The organism is Spirosoma migulaei (assembly GCF_054776855.1).
The window spans coordinates 204227-229081 of sequence record NZ_BAAHBG010000008.1; the positions used below are offsets into that span (position 1 = coordinate 204227).

Below are 24855 nucleotides of genomic sequence, written 5' to 3' on the forward strand. Positions count from 1 at the left end.
AATACCAACCTATCTAAAGGGTACTTTTGGTGAGCACCGGGCTCAATGGTTTGCTTACTTTTTTTGTGCATTGTAGTTGCCGATTGCTTCTGAAATAGTCAACGCCCGATTGTAGACCGAAACCTGCCTAATTTGGCCATCGAGGGAAGTGCCTAGTGTCAATTGACGGGCACCCGCCACCGATTTCAGGTATGGGCTAAACCGTCCCCAGCCAAACTGCCGGGTATCGCCCCCATCGTTCATGACGCCATCGACCACAAAGGCAATGATTTTGGGTCCTCCGTCAACGATGATACTGACGTAATGCGGCTGATTCGGGGTTAGTAACCGTTCGTCGCAGGCCCAGGACGATTGCGTCCGGCCATCGTTCAGCACCAGCTCAATCGTTTTCTGAGCTGTGGTCTGCACATACCAGCCTTTGCCTGTACTGTCGCGGGTATCGGCCAGAATCTGATTGGCGGTTAATTTTTTCAGGGTAAATGCCAGATCGATGGTAAAGCCGTTGGGAACACTCATGCCCGGTTGCTCCAGTTTTTTTGTATCCCGTTTGTAAAATTCGGGCAAAGCTGGGGCGTCAACGGTTTGCGGGAAGCCGCCTTTCTGATAGGCCCAGTTAACGACCAGTCCGTCAGTCGCTTTGGTCCGGTTATCAAATTGACCCCAAAGTTTGGTCAGCAGATTTTCGTCGATTTTGTGGACGCGGGCGATATCCTTTTGCGTTTCGGTAATGTAATACGCCCCCTTGTCTTCAACCAGATCGGGGTAACTCATCCGAATCAACGGGTCATCGTCATACAGCAGAATTTCAGGTTGTGTCCACCGAATGATTTTCCCTTTGGGCGAATCCGCTTCGATACCACCTATCACCCAGGCTGGATTGCGGTCTTCGTAGGCCATACTCCGGCGGTTCGGATGGTCTCGGATGAAGTGCCCACCGTGATTGTGAAACCAGTACAGAAACTTTCCGTTTTCGCATTTCCAGGCGAAATTGGCCGCTCTCGGATGCTTGACCAGTCGACCATTGGCGTAGCGCAAATACTGCGGGCTATCCCAGGTATGCCCGCCATCCCGGCTGTAGGTGTAAACTGGGTGCCCGTCGATGGTTCGGTAAACGCAGTAGAAAGTACCATCGCTTAGAACCGAAAAGCTCTGTTCTTCGGCAATTGGGCCGCCTACGTTTGGGGGAGTCCGTAAACCAATATCACCATCGGGCAGTGTACTCCAGGTTGCCTTCGCCGGGTCCGTTACGGTCAGCAAATCAGCACTTCGCAGCAAAGCCCCTTCACTCGACGTAAAAAAGCCAACGCCAAAACCACCCACCTTATGTACGGGAACGAAAGCCGCTCCTTTATCGGCAAATGCTTTTCCAACATTCCAGAAGTATTGAATCTTGCCTTGGTAGGGGTTCTTTCGGTCAATCTCAAAGTTGCGAATGGGAATCGTCACGCGCTTGGCGGACCAGCTTTTGCCATTATCGTCGGAGTATTTAAAGACAAAATACCCCTGGCTATCCACCCGTTTCACCAGCCCATCGGGATAGGGCGGGTTGTCGCCTTTTACAGCCCGGATGTTATCGGTATTGTGGTTATAAAACACGAAAATTCGACCCGATGGCGCTTTGAGTAGCACGGCGTAGGATGCTTCCGGCCCATCACCGGGTTCCACATCGCGCCGGTCGATCCAGGTTTTACCCTGATCGAGGCTTCGTTGTGTAATAATATGCTGACCTGTTGCCCCCTCGTGCCCCATTCCGGTGGTGAGCACGCACAGCCACGCCCCATCGTTGGTTTTTACGATATACGGCTGGTCGCTGTAGGTTTCGTCGGGGATAATGGTTCCGCTTGTGATGTGCCGATTATCCTGAGCGTAAAGTGTCCCAGAAAATTGGGTAGCCACAATCGTCAGCCAGGTACATACGATTCTTGACAGTACGCGCATGAAGTTTGTAATTTTTGGAGTAAAGTCTATGTATTGATCGTTCACGATAAAATCTACGGAATCAGGCTCATGTTCTCATGTGCTCGCTTGGCTTCGCCGAGTGATAACGGAGTGAGGTTAAAGTTACTCTCTTCTAATGACTCCCCTCACCCCAACCGAAGCGTCGGACCGTACCTCACCCAGAATGGGAGAGGGACTATCGCAGCCTGAGGTTAGGGATCATTTTCAATAGCCTGGATTCTGAGGCAGCAGATTCGGATTCAGTTGAATTTCGGTGAAATATACGGGCATCAACGCTTTTTTATCGACGCCTAGCACGGCTTTCGCCCGCCCGGTTCGAAGCAGGTCGTACCAGCGCTGCCCTTCAAAACAGAGTTCCACAAAACGCTCCTGCTCAATGGCTAACAAAACAGCGTCTTTCGACGTAGCGGTGGTATTAGCCAGTCCGGCGCGGGTCCGAATCCGGTTAACCAGCGCGATGGAAGCTGCTGTCTGCCCTAACTGCGCCAATGCTTCGGCCTGCATTAAAATTATATCGGCCAACCGCAGAAAAATAAAATTGCTGTCGCTATAGCGGGTGGTGCCTACCACGGTACCCAGGTATTTAGCCACCGTGGGCAGGTTGGGAAACTGATCGGTGGCTGGGTCACTGTAGTAAATACTGGCCGCTTTCCGAACATCGCCCGGCTCGAAGGCATCGACCAGTTTCTGGGTCGGAATCACGGTTTGGTTGCCTCCCGTTGTTACTTTACTGCTACGGGGCAGGAAATAGGGCGACAGACCATTCGTTTCCTGATTGTTGTAATTGTACTGGAGTTCGAAAATGGATTCGCTCGTGTTTTTCGTTCTGAAAATGGTGCTGTAGTTGGCTCCTGACACCAGACTGTAGGTTGGATTGGCAATCACCTTGGCCGCGTAATCGGCTGCCAGTTGCCACTCATTGGTCTGGTTGTACGAACTCCGCCAGAGATAAACCTTCGTCAGCAGCGCCTGAGCAGCCCCCTGCGTGGCCCGCCCCCGGGTTTCAATTGCCGAAGCGTAGGTAAGCGGTAGCAATTTCTCGGCCTGTTTCAGATCGGCAATAACCTGCTCCTGTACTTTATCGGCAGGGGTTCGGGCAGGCTGCAAATCTTTATCCAGAGAAAGAGTTGGCTCCAGCACCAGCGGCACTGCGCCCCACAACCGCACAAGGTAGAAGTAATTGAGCGCCCGCAGAAAGTACGCTTCGCCCATAATCCGGTCCCGTACGCTGGTGATGGTTGGGCTTTTGATAGCAGGCACCTGGGCCAGTACGTTGTTGACTTTGTTAATCCCCGAATAGAACCGACTCCAGGTAGCATAACCACTGCTGGTACTGATATTGTCGTTCTGAAAATCCAGTACGCCCCCATCGGTAATCCCAATTTCATTCACAGGCACCCGGAGGTTATCCGCCCGCGCATCCCCCCAGGCAATTTGCCGCACTTCATCACCCTGCAAGGCATCATAGCCGGTAATGATAGCCGCTTCCGCATCGGCGGCATTCTGGAAAAAGGAACTTTGGGTCAGGGCACTAACCGGCACCTGATTAAGCACATCGGTGCAGCCCGTTGCCAGACTAATCAGGGTAATGGCCAGGGTGCTATAGCTAATTTTTTTCATAAGTAAGGTCAGGTTTAGAGTCCCAGATTCAGGCCAAAGGTGATGGTACGGACCAGCGGATAGGTGCCCAGATCAATTCCCTGGAGCAGCGGTAAGGTGCTGCGGAAGTTTACTTCGGGGTCCATGCCTGAGTATTTAGTGAAGGTGAACAGGTTTTGGCCCGACACATACAGGCGTAGATTATCGATCTTTACGCGCTTGAGCAGAGCCGCCGGAAACGTGTAGCCCAGCGTAGCGGTTTTCACGCGCAGATAGGAGCCATCTTCAACCCAGCGACTGGAGGCAAATCCGTTCCGGCTGATGGTGCTGGGCGTACCGCGGGGAACATCCGTAATGTCACCCTCTTTGCGCCAGCTCCGTAGCACTTCGGTGGTGGCGGCATTATAAACGAAACTCCGGTTCGAAGCCTCGCGGGTCTCGTTGAAGATATCGTTGCCGTACGACCATTGCAAAAACACCGACAGATCGAATCCCTTGTAGGAGAAATTATTCGTCAACCCACCAATGTGTTTGGGGTTCGCATTGCCGATAATTGTCCGGTCGGCATCATTGATGATCCCATCTCCGTTCAAATCCTTGTAGATCATATCGCCAGCTACATAAAATGGCCCCGACGCGCTGCCGTCCCGCATGTTAGCGGCTTTGGCTTCTTCGGAGGTGGCATATACCCGACCCGTATAGACCTGCCCGAACAGGACACCAATAGGCTCCCCTACCCGACCAAGCCCCTGCGGAGCCGTGCCATAGAAGGTGGCATCGGCACTGGTCTGAATGATGTCGGCGTTATTGTTCGATAAGCTCAGGATCTTATTTCGGTTGAAGGAGATATTGAACGCTGTGCTCCAGGTAAAGCCCCCGGCACCACCTACAATATTCTGACTGGCAATACTGAATTCCAGTCCTTTATTCTGGGTATTACCCACGTTTTGCAGGGCCGAACCAAAGCCCGTTGTGGTGGGTAAGTTTACCGATAACAGCAACGCGTTTGTCTTTTTCAGGTAGGCATCGGCCGTCAGGCTAATTCGGTTCTGGAAGAAGGAAATGTCCAGGCCAACATCCGATTGGGTGGTCGATTCCCAGCTCAGGGACGGGTTTGGAATAGCCGACAGGGCGATACCCGCTTTTCCGAGGTAGTTACTACCGGTACTGTACAAGCCCTGTGCGCCAAAATCACTGATCGACTGATTGCCAACAACACCTACGCTGGCGCGTAACTTCAGATCGCTGATAAACGAACTATTTTTCATAAACGGCTCCTCCGAAATACGCCAACCCGCCGAAACGGATGGGAATAGCCCATATCGTTTGTCGGCCCCGAAGCGGGACGAGCCATCCTGACGTACTGTAGCCGCCAGTAAGTATTTATCGTTATAGCTGTAGTTCAGGCGGGCAAAATACGAGACCAGTCCCCAGGACGATTTACTACTGGAAGCCCCCGTTGGGCTGGCCGCTGCGTTCAGCGTAGTAATGTTATCGGTGGCACCCTGGCTGGCAGCCGCCGACAGATTGAAACTTTTCGATTGCTGTACACTATACCCCAGCAGGCCCGACAGACTGTGTTTTCCAAGGGTATGGGTGTAGTTCAACGTGTTTTCGTTGACCCAGGTAAATACGTCACCATACGAAGCCGTACCGGGGCGGGCCGATCCACCCTGAATGGTACTGGGCGTAAAGCGCTCGTCGCGGGTGCCGGCATAATCGACATTGATTGTCGAGCGCAGGGTCAGGCCTTTCCAGATATCGTAGTTGCCGTACACATTCCCCACCAGGCGATTGCTGACAGTAAACCAGGAAGTTAGCATGGCTAGTCCTACGGGATTAGGCCGCTGAATCTGGTCAAGGAAGGTATACGAACCATCAGGATTATACACTGGTGAGAAAGGCAGATTCCGCATGGCATTTGGTATAATCGCATTGATGTCATCGCCTTCGGGAACGCGGTCGCGCTTGGCGGTAGAAAGCAGAATATTAGCCCCTGTTTTAAAGCGGGCGGAAGCCTGGTGGTCAATGCTGAAGCGGCCCCGGTAGGTATCATAGCCCGAACTGATGATAATGCCTTTCTGGTTAAAATACCCCAGGCTGGCCGCATAGGTTGTTTTGTCGTTTCCGCCCCGCAGCGACACTTCGTAATTGGAAACGGCCCCCTGTTGGTAAATCTCGTTCTGCCAGTTGGTATTATACAGGGCAACGCCATTCCGAAAGAGCGTGTCCAGGCCCAGTCGTACCTCAGGAACTCCGGCGTTGGCCACGGCATTCAGGATATAATCCCGCTCCTGATAGGCATCCAGCATCGGTACGGTTTTTCTGACATCCATAAAACCGGTGTAGGTACTCAGGCCAATTGCTGTTTTACCCGATTTTCCGCGTTTTGTGGTCACGATAATAATGCCGTTGGCACCTCTGGCACCGTAAATCGCCGTTGCCGAGGCATCTTTCAGCACTTCCATCGACTGAATATCATTCGGATTCACGACGCTGATATCACCCGTAATGGGCACCCCATCGACAATGTACAGGGGATCATTACCCGCATTGAGCGACGTAACACCCCGAATCCGAACATTGGGAGCCGCACCGGGCGATCCGCTGTTGTTCGTAATCTGTACCCCGGCAACCCGCCCCTGTAAGGCTTCGAGCGGTCCCCGAACGGGCAGATTTTCCAGTTCTTTCCCTTTTACCGACCCCACCGATCCCGTCAGGTCCCGACGGTTTTGCGTACCGTAACCCACCACGACCACTTCACTTAACGCTTTGGTATCGGGCTGTAATACGACGTCAATCGTCGTTCGAGTACCAATGGACACTTCCTGCTTTTCATAGCCTACCGAACTGAACACCAGTATGGCATTCCCGTCTGGAACACTAAAGCTGTATTGGCCCGACTCATTGGTTGTTGTGCCAATGGTGGTGCCTTTTACGGCAATGGTCACGCCCGGCAAAGTCTCCCCGGTTTCGGTGGTTACGGTCCCTTTAATGAGAATAGCCCTGGGAGCCATGCCGTCTTTGCCACGCGCCATCAGCGTTGTACTGACAGTTAGTAAGGATAAAAAGAGGAAGACCCATCCTACTTGTTTTAGAGATTCGTTCATGAGTATATACGGATTGGAATAGTTATATTGTACAGATCTTTCGTACCAGATAGAGGTGATTAGGAATGGCTGTATACTGCCTCCAGATAGCAGATCCATTGGCTGAACCACTATCGAATTTATAGGAATTAGTGGCTGGATAACAAGTAGAATTGGCTGTTTCTGAGGTTTTCTTGTGAAAAAACGTTACCGGAAACGTTATCGGAAACAGAATCGGTATGCCTAAATTTTCAGAAACGATGATGAATCGTCAATTGATGAGCTATCATCGTTTCAGTCCAGGCTTTTTTCAAGGCATTTCCCAGGAGAAAGCCCATCGTTAAAAAATACAATAATGAACAGGCTAAACGCATCAATCGGACTGGTTGAGCTATGAGAAGTAAACAACCCACTATCTGGGACATTGCCATTAAGTTGAATGTCTCTATATCAACTGTTTCCCGGGCCTTACGCAATGCGCCCGACATCAATCCTGAGACCAAAAAGGCGGTACTGGACCTGGCGCATCAACTTGATTACCAACCGAACACCGTTGCGGCCAGCCTACGAAAGAACAAGACGGATATTATTGGCGTGATGGTACCCGAATTTGTTCACGCTTACTTCCCCAATGTGATTCTGGGTATTCAGGAAGTGGCCAATGCGGCTGGCTACAAAGTAATGGTTATGCAATCCAGCGAATCATTAGACATTGAAAAGCATAATTTGCAAGCCATGGTATCGAGCCGGGTCGATGGTCTGATTCTGGCCATTACGCGGGAAACGAATGATTACGAACACATTATAGCAGCCCAGCGAAAAGGCTTGCCGATCGTGTTTTTTAATCGGATTGTCGATGAGCTGCAAGGCTCTAAAGTCATGGTAGATGATTATAAAGGTGCCTTTATGGCCGTTCAGCACCTCATTCAGACGGGTTGCCGACGAATTGCCCATCTGGCAGGGCCGGAGAATATGACCATCGGCCGAAATCGCCTAAATGGCTATCTCGATGCCTTAAAAGCCCATCAATTCCCTATTGATGAAGCCTTAATTATGCACTGCGATTTTGTGGAAGGACGCGCCCGAAGCTGTACACAAGTACTGCTGGATATGCCCAACCGGCCCGATGCGTTGTTTGCCGTCAATGACCCAACGGCGGTAGAAGCCCTTATCTGCATTCAGGAAAACGGCCTGTCTATCCCGAACGATATTGCGCTAGTTGGCTTTTCCAATGCGCCCCACAGTACGTTTGTGACGCCCCCATTGACTTCCGTCGTGCAGCCCATTCACGAGATTGGCCAGTTAGCAGCCCAACTCCTGCTACGGCAAATCAATGCTCCTCAACAGTTTATGCCCGAAACGCATGTACTGGATACGGCATTGGTGATTCGTAAATCAACGCGGGAGTTGGTATAGCACGTAGATTCTTATGATTTACACGAATAACGTATACAATTGATTGCGGTTGACAGCTAGTAGAATTTTTGCACGGGGTCTCGATTTGAATCGGAGGTTTTCGCGAATGGTTTTCGCTTTATTTGGAAGTCAACGCACTATTCTAATCAATAGATGGATATGCGTTCAGGCAATGTTGATTTATTAATTTTTGTTGGACTGTTATAGATTTTCTTTTTAATTATTCATTCGTGATTTTTATTTAATAAGCCGAACAACAGCAAAAATGATAACCGTAGTTAGAACGGCAAATTTATTTATAGGAACAGCATGAGTAATCCATCAAGGTATACGTAATATCCATAATCCGAGGGGTGAGCCAGGATGCGTTGAACTGTTAATCCCAGTTCGTACAAAACCACACTAGTTAATCCAAAGCAAAACATAATGCCGTAGCAGTATCTGCGAACCTGGGCCTCGGTCAGCATAGACGCAATCGTTAACCACTTTGATTGGCGGTTAACGGCACGATCGGGATAGTCGAACCAGAGTGCAATGCTGTAAATCAATAAAAATCGGTTCAGGAGCCAGGCTCCTATGAATAACCCGACTGGTAGTTCGGTGGGTTTGGCTAGTAGCAATGGAACAGCCGCAGTAACATAGGTCCAGATGAGGGAAAGGTAGACCGATTTGAATACCGCAATTCGGCGCTGGATGATAAATAATCACCAGTTGATTTTAGGCGCTGTGTATAGAAACGTCAGCCAAACAACAGGCAGTAAGTCGAAGAGAAACGGCCTCTCTTGGTATCTACAGTCGATGAATCGGTCAACTACCAATGTAAGGAATAGCGTGCCAGAAAAGAGGAATAATAGATAAGTACCCGACAGGCTTAGCCGGAACAATTGGGCTGTTGCCTGGCACATCATGACAGCGCAAAGCGCAATGTATATGTTATTAAAGAGGACGAACTGAAGAATATCGGCAGAAATTTTAGCGATCTGCCTGATCATACCCGAACAACTTCGTGTACAGGGCACTCGTTGTCCATATACGCTCCTTATAGGATGAATTTGATGGCAGATTGAACCCTAGTGAGTCGCCCGTCCTATGCGTTGAATACGGTGTCTAGTAATGGTAATTGATTGAATTTTAAGGGGCTGCTATGGAGTGGTCAATATGACTTGCCCATCTGGATATTGAACGTCGGCATTGTCTTCTGCTGTAATGTAAACCCGCTTTGGCTGGTTTACTGAGGTAGCCGATAAGGTTGCTTTGAGCGTCTTGCCGCTTGGCATTAACTGACCTAATTTTTTGGCTGATGTCTCGTTCGATTCCATCCATACCAGATAGGTATTCTTAGATGGACTAAGGTTTTTAGGCTCCGCCAGATTCTGCACATTAACGTTTATGACGTAATTTTTATTCTTGTCCTTCTTTACATTTGCCGCTCCAGATGCCGCCGGAACAATAGAAGACGTAGCAAACGTCATTTTGGGTGTACATGAATTAAGTGCTATGAGCGTAACCAAAATCGTAGCGATAATATAGATCGTTTTCATTCTTTCTGAGTTTTACGTATCAGGTTAAACGGTGAAGGTCGTATGGTTGTTTAGGATCAGCCCGAATCCCCAACCGTTTCGTAGACGTATCGATTTGCATTGATGGGATAAGCTATAGTATACTGGCCCCGACAAAGGGCGGTTCATTAGCCCGCTTGGGTTGCAAAAAGGTCGAGAAGAAAATTAATTGTCGGTTAACGTTGAAGGTAAAATAGGGATAGGTTTGTAGAACATTATCAGCGTGCCAAGTCGCTTATTGGTGGACATGACCGGGGCAGAGAGTTCGTACGGGTTTTTATTGTTGAAATAAATAGTCTGCTGTTGGAGCAGATAACCTGGGAAGCGATTTGCGAATAAGATACCCTGATTTTTCTTGTTCGTAGAGAGTGTAACCATCCCTTTTGCGTCTACCAATAGCATTTCCTGTACGCCTTTGTCTTTGACCAGCGTGTTAAAATACTCGTTTATTTCCCCTGCTTTGTTTTGTAATAGGGCGTTTCGGACAGCCCAGGCAAAGGTTTTCATGCTAAACGTAAGCTGTTGCTGGTTTACAAGTAGCTGGTTGTTTTTTGCTGTTACGCGCATTGTGTTACGCTCATGCCGAAACTGGTTGGTTAATTGCCAATTCCGGAAAAGAAGATAACTAATGCCAAGCCCCAGCAAAATAATGATACCATAAAACACATGCTTTGGGTTAATCTTGGAGGTACTTGTTTTCTGTTTCGCAGGATGTTCAGCCGTCATTGTCGTAGAGGATTCGTTGAAATTTCAGTAGGGCCTTAAGCGGCCCATATAGCCATTTCATTGTAGGCTATTACGTTAATAAACACCGAACTACTTAGGCAGACCTTAACGAGACCTTAGAATTTGATTAGAAGCAGCTTTGGCTAAGTCCCCGATGCTTATGCCCACAGCGTTAATAATTTCCTGTACAGGATTTGTATATTTTTCTTCTCGTAGTCGGTAGCGAGCGTTTGATTGGCGTAGGTTTTCAGTAGATCGGCTTGTTGGCGGAGGATGGGCTTCCGATCATCGGAGCAGGTTGCCGCATAGACCAGGGCCAGCGCCCGCAGCAACCGCCGAAATACAGCGTGATTGCCTTTTGCATTAATGCGGGGCAGGTCAAATGCTAGCCGGATGTAATCCTCAAAATCCGTACTACGTACCAGTACGCGCAGGTGTTTCCCATCCGAGCGCAACCGGGCTGGGAACTCACGTCGGGCCAGTCGTTCACCAACAGCTCCCAAATAATCGATTGCCATAATGGCAGTTGTGGTATCGTTAATACCGGGCGAAAGGGCTTTCAGGGTAATATCCACTAACTGCTGGATGCCAAATGCAACGTCCTGTTCAACGTTTCGATGTCGCCCTATGCTCACATACTCCATCAGATCATCGGGCCAGTCAGCTTCTTCAGGTTCAGATCGTTCCATACCACTGCGTACACTAAAGAGTACAGAACCTTCGCCGATAAAGGCACCCATCTCTTTCTCAATTCGTAATACGACTCGGTGCCGGGTGGCCCAGCTCAACAAACCATCCGTATTGATTTGCTGAAGATAGCCTGTCTTCCTGGCCATAACGGGTCGCCAGCCCGTCTGCTCGTCGGCGTAATCCAGAGCAGCTTTCGCCTTTTCTGGATCATCAATGGGTTCGCCAAACCGGTCGGGAAACAGCTCATCGATGGCGTTGTTTGTTTCGTGAAAAATGTGCTGGACAATTGTACCCGTCTGGAGCGATTCGGCAATATGATGAATAAAGAAAATCAGGGCGGCTACACCACCCAAAGCCAGTAATAAACCCGCCAAAACCGCCGTTGATGGTACAAACTTCACCTCATCGGTACCCCGAATAGTACCCAGCACAATCAGGCAGTACGAAAATACACCGACGAAATAACCCATAACGACCTGATTGACCCGGTCGCGCATGAAGTTACGCAGCACTCTGGGCGAATACTGGCTGCTTACCTGCGAAATGGTAGCGAGTGTCAGCGAAAAGGCCAGGGCGGCTACGGTCAGCATGGAGCCAGCAATGGCCGATAACATGCCTCTGGCTCCATCGGCTCCCGACGCGAAGAGGAGCGGGAATTGTTTTTCGCCATGCCAACTGGTATGCGCATCAAACCCTACCAGACCATAGGCTAATCCAAACGAAGCCAGAACCAGAAGACCCGGTACAAACCAGAGGGATTCCTGCAATTGTTGCCAATACTGGCGAAGGCGGGTAGGCATATAGGCGTGTGATGCGACAAAATTGACCTGAGCACTGGTTATCGGACAATGGGCCCTTTAGGCGAGTCGCGCTGAAGCACCTTGTTAATCGAATACACTACGCCATTGGTTGCTCTGACATCGGCCTGAATCACGTCGGCTACGGTACCCCGCCCATCTTCTACGGTAATGTCATTCCCCTGTTTATGGATGGTTAATATCTGGCCCGTCAGGTTGGTCAGTGTCTGACCGTCTTTCAGTTGATCAGACGTTATCCGACCTTTCACTACGTGATAAGCCAGCAGCTTGATAAGCCGGTTTTTGCTCGAAGGCAGCAATAGTTCAGACAACGAAGGTTCCGACAGCGCCGAGAAAGCCCCATTGTTCGGAGCAAATACGGTATAAGGGCCTTTGCCTGAAGCCTGCTCAGTTAAACCCGATGCTTTCAGTAACTGAAGCAAGGTCGTATGATCAGGCGATTGGGCCGCGCTGAGCGCCAGGCTGGTGCCGGTCTTTACGCCATTTGCCTTTAACGTGGCACCGGGCATTGACGTGGGAGGTGCAGACTGGGCGAAAACGAGGTTGTACTGGGAAATTAATAGGCCCCCGATGAGGCAAAAAATAAGCGAATAGCTCCGTTCCATAAGCAACCGTTTTTAGAAGGTTAGAACTCCGCAAACCGAACGGTCAGCTTTACTTTAACCTTAAGATGAGTTGATTGTTTTTTGGCTAGGGCTGATGCGAGTAGGAAACTAACAAGGTACTTCTGGGTTCTATCAATAGCTGGTGACGATCGCTTATGTCTATAGTGGCGGTACAGAAGCACCAGCCACTGTCGCCCGTCAATTCATGTAAAGGGCAGACTGTCGGGTTACAATCGACATACGGCTGTTTTTCGTATATTTATCCGTATAACCCAATCTTATGGAAACCTATTATAATCCCGAAGACCTCAAAAAATTTGGACAAATCGGTGAGTTTCAAAAAGAACTGGCCGACAAGTTTTTCTCCTATTACGGTGCTGTATTTGCCGAAGGTGCGTTGACTGCCCGCGAAAAATCGCTCATCGCACTCGCGGTGTCGCATACGGTCCAGTGTCCCTACTGCATTGATGCCTACACGACCGATACGCTGGAGAAAGGCTGCTCAGAAGCCGAAATGATGGAAGCCGTTCACGTAGCGGCTGCTATTCGGGGCGGGGCATCCCTAGTGCATGGCGTTCAGATGATGAACAAAGCCAAGGAAATATCTATGTAAGAATAGGGGAGAAAAAGGAAGAGAGGGACGAAAGGGAGGAAGGAGTTGTCCCCTTCGTCCCTTTCCTTCCTTTCTTCCCTCTCCTCCCTTTCTTCCCTTTGTTTATGAAATCCCTAAAAGCCAGCGGACATCCTCTCGCAAACTCAGCCGTTCAGTTGCAGTCGTTGCAGAGCGAACTGGCCGATACGTTACAACTGCCGCCCTTTCATCAGAAACTGGCTAGTGCCGGGCTGTTTCCGTTACAGCCACTCGAACCGGCGGTTTTTCAGATCAACGTGGGCAAGATGTGCAATCAGGTCTGTAAACATTGCCACGTCGATGCCGGGCCTGATCGTCAGGAAATCATGACCCGCGAAACGATGCAACTGTGTCTCGATGCGCTGGCAAAGACAACCATCCCGACGGTCGATCTGACGGGTGGCGCGCCCGAAATGAATCCTGACTTTCGCTGGTTCGTGGAAGAAATACGCAAACTGGGTCGGAAGGTGATGGTGCGTTGTAATCTGACCATCATCGTCGCTAATCCGAAGTACAATGATTTGCCTGAGTTTTTCCGGGAGCATCAGGTTGAAGTGGTTAGCTCACTGCCTTTTTACAATGCCGATAAAACCGACCGGCAGCGGGGTAAAGGTGTTTTTGATAGTTCCATTCGGTCGTTGCGCATGCTCAATGCCGTTGGGTATGGGCAACCGGATTCGGGCTTGTTGCTCAATCTAGTGTATAATCCTAACGGGGCTTTTTTGCCCGGTTCGCAGGAAAGTTTGAAACGTCAGTTCAAGCGAGCGTTGCTGGATGAGTTCGGGGTGATTTTTAACGACCTCTATGCCATCACCAATGTTCCCATCAGCCGGTATCTCGATTACCTTATCTCGTCGGGTAACTACGACAACTACATGGAGAAGCTGGTCAATAGCTTTAATCCAGTTGCGGCTGCGGGCGTGATGTGTCGAAATACGCTTTCCATTGGCTGGGACGGCTTTATCTACGACTGCGATTTTAACCAGATGCTTGATTTAAAAGTTGCCAGTCCGGTACAACATGTTCGGGATTTTGATGGCGCTGTGTTGGGTCAGCGGGCCGTGGTTGTTAATCAGCACTGCTACGGCTGCACGGCCGGAGCGGGTTCAAGTTGCGGGGGGACAACCGCCTGAGAAGCCTATGAAACGATATGATCTGCTGGTTATTGGCACCGGTTCGGGCGGTCTCAGCATTGGCCTGACCATGCACGAACTGGGTTTTAAAGTCCTGTTTATCGAGAAAGATGCCGGGAACATCGGGGGCGAATGCCTGAATACTGGCTGCGTTCCGAGCAAGGCACTCATCCACGTTTCCCGGCTTATTCATCAGGCAAAAGCGGCCCAGGAATTTGGGTTAACAAGCACCGGCAAACCGGACTTTGAGCAGGTCAAGCACTACATTCAGGAGCGAATAGACCTGATCCGTAAACACGAAAATGCCGATTTCTTTCGGAAGCAGGGCATCGATGTGGTGATCGGTACGGCTCGCTTTACGGGAAAGGACCGAGTGGAAGCGGGGGGTGAAACCTTCACCGCTAAGCGAATTGTGATTGCTACCGGCTCGCAACCCGTTCCGCTTCAGGTTCCGGGGGTAGAGCAGATTGTCCAATACGATAACCAGACAATTTTTACGGCGGCTACCCTGCCGGACCGATTGCTGGTGGTTGGGGGTGGACCAGTTGCCCTCGAATTGAGCCAGGCGTTTCATCGGCTGGGTTCGCAGGTGACGGTTGTACAGTCGGGTGCGCGTATTCTGGATAAAGAGTCGCCGGAAGTGTCTGCGCTGTTGCTGGATCGCCTGACGAATGAGGGTATTGTTTTTCGGCTACAAACGAAGGTGAGTGCATTTGACTCGGCTACCACCGCCATCCTGGAGGACAACACCGGTGCAAAAGAACAACTTACCTTCGATGCTGTACTGGTCGCCATTGGCCGTCAGATCAACGTAGATGCCTTACAGCCCGAAGCTGCGGGTATTGAAACGGAGTCTGGTAAGCTCAAACTAGATGCATATCTGCGTACCACCAATCCACGCGTTTATGCCATTGGCGACGTAACGGGGCAGCTTTATTTCTCGCACACCCCAGAAATGCAGGCCCCCCTGCTCATTAATAACTTCCTGTCGCCGTTCAAACAGAAAGTTTCCTACACCCATTTTTCATGGGTAACCTTCACCGACCCCGAAGTGGCCACTTTCGGCCTTTCGGAAAAACAGCTTAGCCAACAGGGAATTGCTTTTGAGAAGATCGTGTACGGGTTTGCGGAGGACGACCGGGCGGTTATCGACAATTATACCTACGGCAAACAGTGGCTCTACCTGGCTAAAGGAAATAAACTGTTCGGGAAACGTAAAGTACTGGGTGGGACTATTGTAGCCCCCCAGGCGGGCGAAATGATTCAGGACTTGATTCTGGCCAGCACGGTCGGGTTGGGAGCAGGCGCTATTCAGAAGAAAATCTATCCGTATCCGGTCGCGTCGAGGGTTAGCAAATCGGCTCTTTTAGAGCAATTGAAGGGAAATATTCCAGCTTGGGCGAAGACTATTCTTCGGTGGCTGTATTGACGCTCGTAGCTGTAGGCGATTGCCTCCGCGAAACGGGTTCGACGCCGTTGGGCAGTTTCCAATCCCGTTGTTTCTCAAATGGCATACGAAATAAGTGGCCTATTGTCAGTTCGCTCTCCTCCCGAAAGGCCGGAACTCCCAGCGTAACATCGTCCTGAGGAATGTCCATGCGGTGGGTGCCGTGGAGCCGGTCCCAAACCGAAAAAAGTGTTCCCCAATTGGAGTTGAATTCATTGCGCACAATTGAGTGGTGAATGCCGTGCATTCGCGGGGTTACGAAGAGAATATTGATTAGCTGTTCTACTTTTCTGGGTAACCGCCAGTTGGCATGGTGAAACTGGGCGGCTGTGTCAAAAAATACTTCGTAGAGGATTGCCGACCAGAAGCTAATTCCCAACACCAGAATTAGTAGTACCCGAAAGCCAATACTGAGCAGTAATTCGCCAACATGAAAACGAACGGCCGTTGAGACATCCATGTCCAGATCGGTATGGTGTACGGTATGAAAACGCCAGAGCAACGGCACGTTATGGGTCGCGTAATGCCACCAGTAATAGGCATAATCGAAAGCCAGAAACCCCAGTATGCCACCTACCCATGTGCCAATGCTGGTTGAGGGGAGTATCCAGTTCAGCAATCCCACCTGATGGTCGTGCGCCCACCGGGCAGCCAGGAGCGGAATCGGCAATAAGGCCAGCCGGAGCGTAACAAAGGCCGGTAGGGCAAAGCCAATATTTCGAACCACCCGGCGCAATGGCTTAAAATGCAACACCCGTAACGGACGACGCCATTGCAGAAATAGCATCAGAGCAAAAAACAGAACCAGTAGCGGTGAGCCGACAGAATCGAAGAAAGGGATGGTGGACATACTGTTCAGTTTTTACAATGATTGGCCGGGCAGTTAAGCAGGAAAGCTATAGTGGTTAAGGTATATTTTATCTTACCGTATATCCTCGTACAACTGTTTCAGCTTCTCGGCAGAGTAGCCTACCCCCCATAAAACGCCTACGTACAAAAACAGGGCGTTTGCCCGCCAGAATCCCCACTTGACTAATCGCCTGTCCGACGATTCGACCACGCGGTTTACTTGTCGGATTCGTCCGAAACGCACTATACGAAGCAGCATATCGGCTTCCTCCATGATGGGTAAATCGTCGGAGTATCCCCCGCAATCGAGAAACTGTTGCCGTCGGCAAAAAATAACCTGATCGCCGAAAAGTAATCTGGCCCCCTTGAAAAAGAACAAATATGGCCGGAAAAAGAGCGGAGCGTAATACGTTTTAATGAAGTTATGAAACGAGGTAACCCAGCGGGTTTTCAGTGGACCGCGCATCAGTGATATAAACCCGCCTGCCGCTACCGTAGGTTGGGCCAGCGTGTCACGGATCACCAGCAGTGCATCATCGGGCAGGGCCGTATCGGCATGAAGAAAACAGAGGTATTCGCCCGTAGCTGCCTGAACCCCCAGATTCATTTGATAGGAACGACGGGCAACCGGACTTTGGATCAGCCGGATTGGGGGATAATCAGTCAGGCCTGTTTGCAGTTGGATCTGCTGCTTAATGATTGACACCGTTTGGTCGGTACTGCCTCCATCAACCACAATCAGCTCGTCGGGAGCGGGGTATAATTGCTGAAGCTGCCGAAACGTTCGGGCCAGTGTCCGTTCTTCATTGACCGTTGGGATAATGATGGAGATACTTGTCACAAGCTGTTTGCCAAATAACTGTTTTCTTGTTCGGAGAGTTTACCTTGTGCTGGACCCTTTGCTGTAGAAGAAAACAACTATGTTTCGATTTATACCCAATGTGCTGTTAAAGCAGCTCTATACCCGCAGCAGTTTACACAATACATCCACTGGATTTACCTTTTCGCTGAAGAACCGCCTGGCCGACGCCCAGTTTACGGGACTGACGCAGGTTCGTATTGATGGCCAAATCTACCCACCCGAAGCCTTTACCCTTGAACTGGATGGCAACGCAGCCGTCAGAGTCAGTGCCATATCCAGCGCGAATCCACTGGCGTTCCCCCTGCGCCGGAAGGTTGTGGTTCAGGCAACTGCCGCACCGCTGGCTCCCGGTCGGCACATGATTGAAGTAATTCTCCAGTCGCGGCCATTCGGTACGTTGACGATTACCATTGAGGATGATTTGCAAATCCAACCTGAGGGTGTACCAGGGCAAAAAAACGCTACGATTCCGCGCCATCCGGTTGATGATATGTCGCCGGAAATCATTCGGGAGCGGCAGGACTTTCTGCGTCAGTATACCCAAACATCACCCAATTACCTCACGACGGTCGCGTTCGATCCGGCGCTTGTTCGGGGCAATTGCGAGCAATTCGTTGGGGTTGCGCAAGTGCCTATTGGTCTGGTTGGCCCCCTGCTCATTAATGGCGAATATGCTAAAGGGGAGTTTCTGATTCCGTTAGCAACTACCGAGGGTACATTGGTGGCATCCTATAATCGCGGTATAAAACTCCTCAACCAATGCGGTGGCGTTACCTGCACGGTCATCGACGAAGGTATGCAGCGAGCACCGGTCTTTGTCATGCGGGATGCCCGATCTGCCCGTGACCTGACTCGCTGGGTGGCTGAGCATGAACCGGAGCTGCGTTCGGAAGCCGAGGCAACGTCGCGGTATGCTAAGCTCAAGTATATAACACCCTATCAGGCGGGACGTCTGCTTTTTCTGCGGTTTGGCTATACAACGGGCGATGCTGCGGGCCAGAATATGGTTAGTAAAGCCACACTGGCGGCCTGCAATTTTCTGCTTCAACAGGTGGCGGATGTGGAGCATTTTTATCTGGAATCCAATCTGGCGACCGATAAGAAGCCATCGTTTGTCAACACGCTGCAAACGCGGGGTAAGCGCGTAACGGCCGAGGTGACTATTCCTAAAGAGTTACTCCTCCGTGAATTACAGGTCGAACCGGAGCAACTCGACCGACACGCCCGCATCGGGAATGTAGGTGCGTTTATGGCCGGAACGAACAACAATGGCCTGCATTCGGTCAATGGGCTGGCCGCTTTATTCATTGCCACGGGTCAGGATGTGGCCTGTCTGGCGGAGTCGTCGGCTGCTATTACTACGTCTGAACTATTGCCCAACGGCGATTTATACGGCTCCATTACGTTGCCCTCGCTTATTGTCGGTACCGTTGGCGGAGGCACGGGTCTACCCACCCAGCAGGAATGCCTGAACATACTGGGTTGTTCCGGTACAGGGCAGGTCTATAAATTCGCCGAGATTGTGGCGGGTGTCGTAGCGGCTGGTGAACTGTCGCTGGCCGCAGCCATCTCCTCGCTGGACTGGGTATCCAGCCATGAATCGGCCAGGCAGGCGAAAAGCTAGCTACTACTGGATTGGATTACTTATAATTTCTGCGCTAGAAAGGGGAGAACTGCCCTACAGCCGATCAAGTCGACCATCGTCTACGCGGACCTCAGTTCCCTGTACAAAAGCTGCATCGTCTGATGCCAGATACGCAATGGTAGCCGCTACATCTTCCGGTTTGCCAACAGTGGACCGATCAATCTTCTCTACGCCAGATTTTACATTTGGGTTGTTCCACAACATGGGCGTGTCGATGGCACCGGGCAAAACGGCATTGATTCGAAGGCCTTTAGGTTTTCCCTCCAGAGCAGCCGAACGTGTCAGCGATAGTACCGCAGCCTTGGCCGCTGCGTAAGGAGCCACCAGGGGTTCGGTTTCAATCGCGTGGATACTGGCCACATTCACTACGCTGCCGCCGGGTTTCATATGCAGAAAGGCCTGTTTGGTGAAGTAAAACGCACCCAGCAAATCGACAGTCAGGATACGAAGCCAGTCATCACCGGTCAATTCTTCCAGCGCCTTGAATTGCATAAGTCCGGCATTATTGACAACCACATCCAGCCTGCCAAATCGTGTTAGCGCACCCTCGACGGTGGCTTCTACCTGGGCTTCAACAGAGACATCACAAACACTACCCCAAACATCGGGCGCACCGGCTGCTTTCACGTCGGGCAACGCTTTATTGAGGGCGTCTTCATGCAGATCGGCCAGCACCAGTCGAGCTCCCTCCGAAGCCAGCCGTTTGGCTACCGCCAGGCCAATGCCGCTGGCACCGCCGGTAACAATCGCTACTTTATCTTTAAATCGCATCGTATTTACGCGTCGGGCTGGTTAGTTTTGGAAACGGTATTGGTGACATTCTGTCGAGCCACTTTAGCCTCCTTCTGCTTCTGGTAAGCCCAGGGTTGCTCACTCTCACTGGGCCTGACAATCGGCACTTCCAGACAAACACTCTGGGCCGGCAATACTTGCCGCCAATCATCAATAAGCTGTTTGTAGGCCTGACCAACGGGCCGAATCTGCCGATTGAGGTCGCATAGACCCAGCGGATTGACGGTGCCGTTGTTTTCCCGTAAGGCTGAATCCCAGTCAACCTGGTCGATGAGCGAATACCAAGTAAAGCCCACCATCGGCACGCCGTCATTCCGGACCCGCAATACGTTGGCCCATTCTTTCCAAAGCCAGTTTACGGCTTCGTCGCCGTTTGGCCCCTGCCATAGATTGGTTTCGGTGTGCATAACCGGTAGTCGATACCGATCGTGGTACTGTGTGGTAATGACATGGTAGCCAAATACTTCACCCGATGCCCGCGTGCTTCCGTCGGCCGATACCCGATGCTCATTGGTCTGGTAATAGTCATTTCCCATAATGCAATACTGCTTCAGGTTATGACCCATAAAGAAGTGATACTCGTCTCGGGTCATGCCGTTGTCCATCAGGTATTCGTACATCTCCGAATCGACCCGGCGACCATAGTTGAGATCGAGCGACAGAAAGCGTTTGGCATTCAGAATCTCGGCGGGTTTGATAGCCGCCGGATTTTCGGCATGAAAATACTCCGACGATTCACTCTGGATAAACAGGGCATTGGGTCTTACTTCCAGAATGGCGCTCATGGCCAGTACGTTCGCTTTGACGATATGCTTCAGGGCGTTCACAAAAGCAGTATCGGTTCGAAGTTGCTCATTCCACCAGCCATACAGCGCTGAAAACTCGGCGCAGACGTACATTTCATTGACGGGGGTATAGAGCTGAACCCAGGGAAACCGCCTGGCAAATGCGTGGGCATAGTCGGCAAAAAGTGCCGGAAAATCGGGATTCTGGAAATTGCCGATCCAATCGGGCACGCCAAAATGACACAGGTCTACAATGGGCACAATATCGCGTTTGCGCAGTTCGCCAAACGTCAGGTCGGCAAAAGACCAGTCGTATTTTCCGGCCCCCAGAAAGGTGGTATGGATGGGCGGGCCGTAGCGCAGAAAGTGAATGCCCAGTTGCTCGACCAAATCAAAATCCGTTTGCCAGTGCTGATAATGACCGCATTTCGCTAATTCATCCTGACGATAGGTACCACCCTGAATCGTTGGATTGCTATTTTCGATGCCCGTGGCAAACATAAAGTGTGTGACCATACGCTGGAGAAACAGAGGCACAGTCAATAATTTTGATTGCCGCTGCTTAATCCATTAACCTGTACGTACCGGGAGTGTTTACCAAGGAGGATTAAGAGGAGATTAAGCCCATTTTCTGTTAGGGCTGAAAAGCTACCTTCCTCAAACAGTCAGCCAGAGCCAGGATGAACGGTCAGTCACTTAGCTGACCAACCAGTGCTTTCATGAGTCGGGTCAGGTTAGGTTCGGCAGTTCCGGCCGCTGCTATGATCTTCGTGATGTCGGCTTTTTCCAGCGTGTCGGGTAAACACATATCCGTGATAACCGACACCCCAAAAACAGCCATTCCCATTTGGTTGGCCACAATCACTTCGGGCACGGTCGACATACCTACGGCGTCGGCTCCCCATTGGCGTAGCATTCGGTACTCGGCCCGCGTTTCGAGTTGAGGTCCCGTAACACTTACATACACACCCCGCTTGAGGGGAATGCCTAAATCTGTGGCTCGGGCAAACGCCTGATCGATCAGGGATTTGCTGTAGGGTTCGCTCATGTCCGGGAAGCGGTCGCCGAACGCAGGGGGATTGGGGCCTACCAGTGGATTTTGCGGGAGTAACAGGCTGATATGGTCGTCAATGACCATCAAATCAGTCGTTTGGAAAGCCGGATTCAGGCCCCCGGCTGCATTAGACACGAGCAAGGTTCGAACGCCCAGTGCGTGCATCACCCGAACCGGAAAGGTGACCTGCTGCATGGAATAGCCTTCGTAAAAATGGAAGCGCCCCTGCATCACTACAACCGGCTTGCCTTCCAGCGTACCCAACAGCAATTTGCCCGAATGAAACTCAACGGTCGATAGCGGGAAGTGTGGAATCGTTTCGTAGGGTAAGGTAGTCTCAATGGTCAGCTCCTGGGCCAGCGCACCCAGGCCGGTGCCTAGAATAATCCCGATACGTGGTGTTACCTGCGTTTTTGACTGAATAAACTGGGTCGCCTGCTGAATCTGTTCAAGCATATAAACTGGATCGTTAGTCTAACTTTTTCTGCAAGTTAGCCGTTTGGCGGATAGCTGCCAGTTATTCTGTACGCATTTGTCCCGTGTATCCATGACCGTCGACCGTCTGATTGTTTTTGTTAAAAACCCAATTCCGGGTCAGGTAAAAACCCGGATCGCCCGTACCGTAGGGGATGCCAGAGCGGTTGAGGTGTATCGGCACCTGCTGGGTTATACCCAACAACTTGTAAAAGATTTCGCCGACGAGTGTGTCGTGTACTACGGTGATTTTATCAACCCGGATGATGGCTGGAACAACTACCCAAAGCATCAGCAAACCGGCGTCGATCTGGGTGAGCGCATGTTGAATGCCTTTTGGGAACAGTTTGCCGCCGGTGCCAAAAAAGTCGTAATCATTGGCAGCGATTGCCTGCCCATCACCCCCGACCACATCCGCCGGGCGCTTAATGTACTTGATACGACGGACGTAGTGATTGGTCCGGCTACCGATGGAGGGTATTATTTACTGGGGATGAATCAGCTACAGCCCTTTCTATTTCAGGACATGCCCTGGAGCCAGCCGGAACTTTGCCAACTCACGGAACTGGCGATTCTACAACATAATCGGACCTTCGCCCGACTTGATGAGTTGACCGATATTGACGAATGGGCCGACTATGAACGGTATCTATAATCCGTTGCGAAGGGCAGTAGTTGACAGATTTGAAACGTGAATTATCAGGAACGTTGCAAAAAACTATTGCTTTTCCTGACGAGTCATTATGAATTTCCGGTGAAGTAGTTTGATGCCTTTATAGATGGTTACGTTTATGACCTGCGGCCTGAACATTTGTACTTCAGCGTTTAAGGACATTCCAGTCTTTGGGTGAATTAAGCGTCCCCCAGACCAAACCTCTCCATCGAAACGGAGGTCGCGGATGAGAAGACTATCTTTCATTAAGCCAAAGTTTTGCTCGCCTGCCTGATCAACCTCGGCTACACGGGCAAAATAGAGATTACCTTTTCGGTAAATATCAACGCTAGATCCCTTGGAAGGAAATTGCCACCGGCCTATGATTCGGTCTGCAGATTGGTCTGCTTTTGCGCCAAGCAGGAGGAAAAGCAGTACTATAAACCATTGGAGAGGCTGATGGATGAATATAGCGTTAGACTCATTTGGATTGTTCACAATAAACCAGATTTGTTGATACTAAGTAAAACTATAGTTTTTTTTCGAGAGTTTTCCAATCTACTCCCAACCACCCCCCAACGCCCGATACAGATCCGTTATTGCCAGAAACTGCGACTGTTTGGTGGTGATGAGGGCCAGTTCGGCTTCCAGCACGCTCCGTTGAGCCGTGATTACTTCCAGATACGACGCATACCCACCCCGAAACAGATCGTTTGAGGTTGAAACGGCCTGTTCTAAAACGGCTACCTCCTGCGCCTGTAACTCAGCGACCGAACGAAAATTCTCGACGCCCCGCAGTTGGGTCGACACCTCGCTGAAACCGGTCAGAATGGCCTGCTGATACCGATACAGGGACTCCCGACTCTGGGCCACCGTCTGCTGGTAGTTGGCTTTCACCGAACGCCGGTTCAGGATGGGGGCCGACAAACCACCCAGCAAACCCGCAGCGATGGACGCCGGGTTGAACAGCACCGCCGTTCGGAAAGCGTTCAGTCCCAGATAAGCCGTCAGGTTAAGACTAGGCAGAAATTCGGCGCGGGCTACGTCAATGTCAATATTGGCCGCCTGAAGATCAAGTTCCGCCTGCCGGATATCAGGCCGACGAACCAGCATTTGCGCCGGAATGCCCGTCAGCACTTGGCCGGGCAACTCTCGCTCCTGAAGGGATTTGCCCCGGGCAATGGGTTGGGGATACCGACCCAGTAGCCGATTCATCTGATTCTCGTTCTCCACAATCTGCTGTTGAACCTGCCCCTGCCGACTGCGCGTATTCAGCAGTTGGGCCGTGAATTGCTGAACGGCTAACTCAGTAACCCGGCCCGCTTCTTTCTGAATACGAACTAATGCCAGCGCGTTTTGTTGGTAATCGATGTTCTTTTGCAGGATTTCCAGTTCGCCATCCAGGGCTAATAGCGCGTAATAGTGCCGGGCAATTTCAGCGACTAAGGCGGTTACAACGGCATGACGCCCCTTTTCGAAAGCCAGCAATCGCAGGTAAGCCGCTTTTTTTCGGTTGTGCAGTTTTCCCCAGATATCGATTTCCCACGTGCTGCGGGCACCGAGAAAATAGTCGGGCGTGGGATTGGGCGTCAGCTGACTCCCCCGAATATTGTCCGATAAGTTCGTGTCGTAATTACCCACGCCATTCATGGTATACTGACCATAGCGATCTACTCCCGCCGAGGCCACCGCGTTGACCTGCGGGGCTAGAAAACCCTGGCTGTAGGTAAAGGAAGCTCTGGCCATTTCGATCCGTTGGGTTGCAATTCGCAAATCCAGATTGCTGGATAGCGCAGTGTCGATCAGTTGCGTCAGTTGCGGGTCGGCAAAGAATGTCCGCCAGTTCTGGCTGGCAATCCCAACCGAATCCGAATGACCCGCAAAGGAAACAGGCATAGGCCGGTTTGCGGATTGAAGTATGGTATTGGGCAACTGACAACTACTCAGCAAGAGTAAACAGGCCACACTACACGGGGCTAACAACCGGAGCAAAGGCTTAATGAACGTTCTGCGAGGATCAACCCCTAAATCCCCTAAAGGGGACTTGACTCGTCTTTGGACAAAGTCCCC

General features: G+C 50.9%; 21 protein-coding genes. 6 read left to right on the plus strand and 15 right to left on the minus strand.

Annotation, left to right across the window (positions count from 1 at the left end):
* Positions 1-54 precede the first annotated feature (54 nt).
* The 3 genes from ACYVGO_RS10440 to ACYVGO_RS10450 form a co-directional block, all read right to left on the minus strand.
* Positions 55-1938, minus strand: a complete 1884-nt coding sequence (locus ACYVGO_RS10440) for an exo-alpha-sialidase (RefSeq protein ID WP_460969208.1) — start codon at positions 1936-1938, stop codon at positions 55-57.
* A gap of 225 nt (positions 1939-2163) precedes the next feature.
* Complete coding sequence (locus ACYVGO_RS10445; RefSeq protein WP_460969209.1) at positions 2164-3579, minus strand: RagB/SusD family nutrient uptake outer membrane protein; 1416 nt, start codon at positions 3577-3579, stop codon at positions 2164-2166.
* Positions 3580-3593: 14 nt separating this feature from the next.
* Positions 3594-6668 carry a SusC/RagA family TonB-linked outer membrane protein gene (locus ACYVGO_RS10450; RefSeq protein WP_460969210.1) on the minus strand — a complete coding sequence of 1025 codons (3075 nt, stop codon included), beginning with the start codon at positions 6666-6668 and terminating at the stop codon, positions 3594-3596.
* 372 nt (positions 6669-7040) lie between these two features.
* On the opposite strand from ACYVGO_RS10450, the gene ACYVGO_RS10455 reads away from it, so the two are divergent.
* Positions 7041-8063 carry a LacI family DNA-binding transcriptional regulator gene (locus ACYVGO_RS10455; RefSeq protein WP_460969211.1) on the plus strand — a complete coding sequence of 341 codons (1023 nt, stop codon included), beginning with the start codon at positions 7041-7043 and terminating at the stop codon, positions 8061-8063.
* A gap of 296 nt (positions 8064-8359) precedes the next feature.
* Here the strand turns inward: ACYVGO_RS10455 and ACYVGO_RS10460 are convergent, their stop codons facing one another.
* The 5 genes from ACYVGO_RS10460 to ACYVGO_RS10480 all read right to left on the minus strand — a co-directional run bounded on the left by ACYVGO_RS10460 (position 8360) and on the right by ACYVGO_RS10480 (position 12461).
* Positions 8360-8683, minus strand: a complete 324-nt coding sequence (locus ACYVGO_RS10460; protein ID WP_460969212.1) for a hypothetical protein — start codon at positions 8681-8683, stop codon at positions 8360-8362.
* 522 nt (positions 8684-9205) lie between these two features.
* Positions 9206-9604 (minus strand): hypothetical protein, encoded by a 399-nt coding sequence (locus tag ACYVGO_RS10465; protein ID WP_460969214.1) that lies wholly within the window; start codon positions 9602-9604, stop codon positions 9206-9208.
* 183 nt (positions 9605-9787) lie between these two features.
* Positions 9788-10348: a hypothetical protein gene (locus ACYVGO_RS10470; protein ID WP_460969215.1), complete on the minus strand. Its 561-nt coding sequence runs from the start codon at positions 10346-10348 to the stop codon at positions 9788-9790.
* A 158-nt stretch (positions 10349-10506) separates the two neighbouring features.
* A complete protein-coding gene (locus ACYVGO_RS10475) occupies positions 10507-11838 on the minus strand; it encodes a DUF2254 domain-containing protein (RefSeq protein ID WP_460969216.1) in 1332 nt (443 codons plus the stop codon).
* Positions 11839-11876: 38 nt separating this feature from the next.
* Positions 11877-12461 carry a fasciclin domain-containing protein gene (locus ACYVGO_RS10480; protein ID WP_460969217.1) on the minus strand — a complete coding sequence of 195 codons (585 nt, stop codon included), beginning with the start codon at positions 12459-12461 and terminating at the stop codon, positions 11877-11879.
* A 280-nt stretch (positions 12462-12741) separates the two neighbouring features.
* Here ACYVGO_RS10480 and ACYVGO_RS10485 point away from each other — a divergent pair, with 280 nt between their 5' ends.
* From ACYVGO_RS10485 to ACYVGO_RS10495, 3 genes are all read left to right on the plus strand, one after another.
* Positions 12742-13074 carry an arsenosugar biosynthesis-associated peroxidase-like protein gene (locus tag ACYVGO_RS10485; protein WP_142774428.1) on the plus strand — a complete coding sequence of 111 codons (333 nt, stop codon included), beginning with the start codon at positions 12742-12744 and terminating at the stop codon, positions 13072-13074.
* A 104-nt stretch (positions 13075-13178) separates the two neighbouring features.
* The gene (gene arsS, locus ACYVGO_RS10490; protein WP_460969218.1) at positions 13179-14225 is read left to right on the plus strand and encodes an arsenosugar biosynthesis radical SAM (seleno)protein ArsS; all 1047 of its coding nucleotides are present in this window, start codon (positions 13179-13181) and stop codon (positions 14223-14225) included.
* A 7-nt stretch (positions 14226-14232) separates the two neighbouring features.
* Complete coding sequence (locus ACYVGO_RS10495) at positions 14233-15654, plus strand: dihydrolipoyl dehydrogenase family protein (RefSeq protein WP_460969219.1); 1422 nt, start codon at positions 14233-14235, stop codon at positions 15652-15654.
* Here the strand turns inward: ACYVGO_RS10495 and ACYVGO_RS10500 are convergent.
* Together ACYVGO_RS10500 and ACYVGO_RS10505 are read right to left on the minus strand one after the other, a co-directional pair.
* The gene (locus ACYVGO_RS10500; protein WP_460969220.1) at positions 15632-16522 is read right to left on the minus strand and encodes a sterol desaturase family protein; all 891 of its coding nucleotides are present in this window, start codon (positions 16520-16522) and stop codon (positions 15632-15634) included. The two genes, ACYVGO_RS10495 and ACYVGO_RS10500, sit on opposite strands and share 23 nt — an antisense overlap.
* Positions 16523-16594: 72 nt before the next feature.
* The gene (locus ACYVGO_RS10505) at positions 16595-17362 is read right to left on the minus strand and encodes a TIGR04283 family arsenosugar biosynthesis glycosyltransferase (RefSeq protein WP_460969221.1); all 768 of its coding nucleotides are present in this window, start codon (positions 17360-17362) and stop codon (positions 16595-16597) included.
* Positions 17363-17441: 79 nt separating this feature from the next.
* Between ACYVGO_RS10505 and ACYVGO_RS10510 the strand changes: the two genes are divergently transcribed.
* On the plus strand, positions 17442-19007 hold the full coding sequence (locus ACYVGO_RS10510; protein ID WP_460969222.1) for a hydroxymethylglutaryl-CoA reductase: 1566 nt from the start codon (positions 17442-17444) through the stop codon (positions 19005-19007).
* A 54-nt stretch (positions 19008-19061) separates the two neighbouring features.
* Here ACYVGO_RS10510 and ACYVGO_RS10515 read toward each other — a convergent pair whose 3' ends face one another.
* The 3 genes from ACYVGO_RS10515 to ACYVGO_RS10525 form a co-directional block, all read right to left on the minus strand.
* Positions 19062-19799 (minus strand): SDR family NAD(P)-dependent oxidoreductase, encoded by a 738-nt coding sequence (locus ACYVGO_RS10515; protein ID WP_460969223.1) that lies wholly within the window; start codon positions 19797-19799, stop codon positions 19062-19064.
* Between the two features lie 5 nt (positions 19800-19804).
* Positions 19805-21121: a family 1 glycosylhydrolase gene (locus tag ACYVGO_RS10520; RefSeq protein WP_460969224.1), complete on the minus strand. Its 1317-nt coding sequence runs from the start codon at positions 21119-21121 to the stop codon at positions 19805-19807.
* Positions 21122-21293: 172 nt separating this feature from the next.
* The gene (locus ACYVGO_RS10525) at positions 21294-22115 is read right to left on the minus strand and encodes a purine-nucleoside phosphorylase (protein ID WP_460969225.1); all 822 of its coding nucleotides are present in this window, start codon (positions 22113-22115) and stop codon (positions 21294-21296) included.
* A 91-nt stretch (positions 22116-22206) separates the two neighbouring features.
* Between ACYVGO_RS10525 and ACYVGO_RS10530 the strand changes: the two genes are divergently transcribed.
* A complete protein-coding gene (locus tag ACYVGO_RS10530; RefSeq protein ID WP_460969226.1) occupies positions 22207-22788 on the plus strand; it encodes a TIGR04282 family arsenosugar biosynthesis glycosyltransferase in 582 nt (193 codons plus the stop codon).
* 63 nt (positions 22789-22851) lie between these two features.
* On the opposite strand, the gene ACYVGO_RS10535 is transcribed toward ACYVGO_RS10530, so the two are convergent.
* Both ACYVGO_RS10535 and ACYVGO_RS10540 read right to left on the minus strand, forming a co-directional pair.
* Positions 22852-23283, minus strand: coding sequence for a DUF2147 domain-containing protein (locus tag ACYVGO_RS10535; RefSeq protein ID WP_460969227.1), 432 nt, complete (start codon positions 23281-23283; stop codon positions 22852-22854).
* A 60-nt stretch (positions 23284-23343) separates the two neighbouring features.
* On the minus strand, positions 23344-24681 hold the full coding sequence (locus ACYVGO_RS10540) for a TolC family protein (RefSeq protein WP_460969245.1): 1338 nt from the start codon (positions 24679-24681) through the stop codon (positions 23344-23346).
* Positions 24682-24855 lie beyond the last annotated feature (174 nt).

Bases quoted from the DNA above. Each gene is read 5' to 3' on its own strand.
- ACYVGO_RS10475 (WP_460969216.1), bottom strand. From the start codon at position 11,838: ATGCCTACCCGCCTTCGCCAGTATTGGCAACAATTGCAGGAATCCCTC.
- ACYVGO_RS10445 (WP_460969209.1), bottom strand. From the start codon at position 3,579: ATGAAAAAAATTAGCTATAGCACCCTGGCCATTACCCTGATTAGTCTG.
- ACYVGO_RS10510 (WP_460969222.1), top strand. From the start codon at position 17,442: ATGTTTCGATTTATACCCAATGTGCTGTTAAAGCAGCTCTATACCCGC.
- ACYVGO_RS10455 (WP_460969211.1), top strand. From the start codon at position 7,041: ATGAGAAGTAAACAACCCACTATCTGGGACATTGCCATTAAGTTGAAT.
- ACYVGO_RS10440 (WP_460969208.1), bottom strand. From the start codon at position 1,938: ATGCGCGTACTGTCAAGAATCGTATGTACCTGGCTGACGATTGTGGCT.
- ACYVGO_RS10465 (WP_460969214.1), bottom strand. From the start codon at position 9,604: ATGAAAACGATCTATATTATCGCTACGATTTTGGTTACGCTCATAGCA.
- ACYVGO_RS10520 (WP_460969224.1), bottom strand. From the start codon at position 21,121: ATGGTCACACACTTTATGTTTGCCACGGGCATCGAAAATAGCAATCCA.
- ACYVGO_RS10515 (WP_460969223.1), bottom strand. From the start codon at position 19,799: ATGCGATTTAAAGATAAAGTAGCGATTGTTACCGGCGGTGCCAGCGGC.
- ACYVGO_RS10525 (WP_460969225.1), bottom strand. From the start codon at position 22,115: ATGCTTGAACAGATTCAGCAGGCGACCCAGTTTATTCAGTCAAAAACG.
- ACYVGO_RS10500 (WP_460969220.1), bottom strand. From the start codon at position 16,522: ATGTCCACCATCCCTTTCTTCGATTCTGTCGGCTCACCGCTACTGGTT.
- ACYVGO_RS10480 (WP_460969217.1), bottom strand. From the start codon at position 12,461: ATGGAACGGAGCTATTCGCTTATTTTTTGCCTCATCGGGGGCCTATTA.
- ACYVGO_RS10530 (WP_460969226.1), top strand. From the start codon at position 22,207: ATGACCGTCGACCGTCTGATTGTTTTTGTTAAAAACCCAATTCCGGGT.
- ACYVGO_RS10450 (WP_460969210.1), bottom strand. From the start codon at position 6,668: ATGAACGAATCTCTAAAACAAGTAGGATGGGTCTTCCTCTTTTTATCC.
- ACYVGO_RS10470 (WP_460969215.1), bottom strand. From the start codon at position 10,348: ATGACGGCTGAACATCCTGCGAAACAGAAAACAAGTACCTCCAAGATT.
- ACYVGO_RS10540 (WP_460969245.1), bottom strand. From the start codon at position 24,681: ATGCCTGTTTCCTTTGCGGGTCATTCGGATTCGGTTGGGATTGCCAGC.
- arsS (WP_460969218.1), top strand. From the start codon at position 13,179: ATGAAATCCCTAAAAGCCAGCGGACATCCTCTCGCAAACTCAGCCGTT.
- ACYVGO_RS10485 (WP_142774428.1), top strand. From the start codon at position 12,742: ATGGAAACCTATTATAATCCCGAAGACCTCAAAAAATTTGGACAAATC.
- ACYVGO_RS10495 (WP_460969219.1), top strand. From the start codon at position 14,233: ATGAAACGATATGATCTGCTGGTTATTGGCACCGGTTCGGGCGGTCTC.